The organism is Corynebacterium pilbarense, assembly GCF_026930265.1.
GTDB lineage: Bacteria > Actinomycetota > Actinomycetes > Mycobacteriales > Mycobacteriaceae > Corynebacterium > Corynebacterium pilbarense.
This window is the reverse complement of record NZ_JANRML010000124.1, coordinates 1-577: the sequence shown is the minus strand read 5'-3', so window position 1 is coordinate 577 and position 577 is coordinate 1. Positions and strand designations below refer to the sequence as shown.

The 577-nt window shown below is 43.0% G+C and carries 2 protein-coding genes; both read left to right on the top strand.

Features of this window, described 5'->3' with window-relative positions:
- Nucleotides 1-14 precede the first annotated feature (14 nt).
- Nucleotides 15-296, top strand: coding sequence for a Ty3/Gypsy family RNase HI domain-containing protein (locus NUW87_RS11910; protein ID WP_369127943.1), 282 nt, complete (start codon nucleotides 15-17; stop codon nucleotides 294-296).
- A gap of 72 nt (nucleotides 297-368) precedes the next feature.
- Nucleotides 369-577 (top strand): hypothetical protein (locus tag NUW87_RS11530; protein ID WP_269028670.1); only part of this gene is annotated, 209 nt, incomplete at its 3' end.

Below are 577 nucleotides of genomic sequence, written 5' to 3'. Positions count from 1 at the left end.
TTACCACAACGCCGATACTAAAGATACCTGACATGGACGCAGACTTCTTGGTATGCACTGACACATCCAAGGAAGGCTTAGGCGGAGTCTTGATGCAAGACGGACGAGTGATTGCTTACATTTCGAGGAAACTGAGAAGGCATGAGGAGAACTACGCGACACACGATTTGGAGTTGTTAGCCATCGTATATGCCTTGAAGGTTTGGAGACACTACCTTGTTGGACGAAAATTTGAATTAAAGACTGATCACTGTGGACTACAACACATTTTCACGCAAAGCGACCTGAACGCGTGACAACAATGTTGGTCAGAATTGCTTAGCGAGTACGACTTTGAGATTACTTACATAAAGGGAACAGTGAACCAAGTGGTAGATGCATTGAGTCAGAGACCACACATCTTTTCAGTGTTGCCTCTTCAGACTAATCTACATGAAAATATTCTAACTTTACAGCGTGACGATGACTGGTACAAAGAGATCGAGGGTTTTATCGGACAAAACACGATGATAGTACCACGTTATGAGGGATATTTACTTGATAGCGACGGTTTATTGAGGTTTAGAGGTCGGATTTA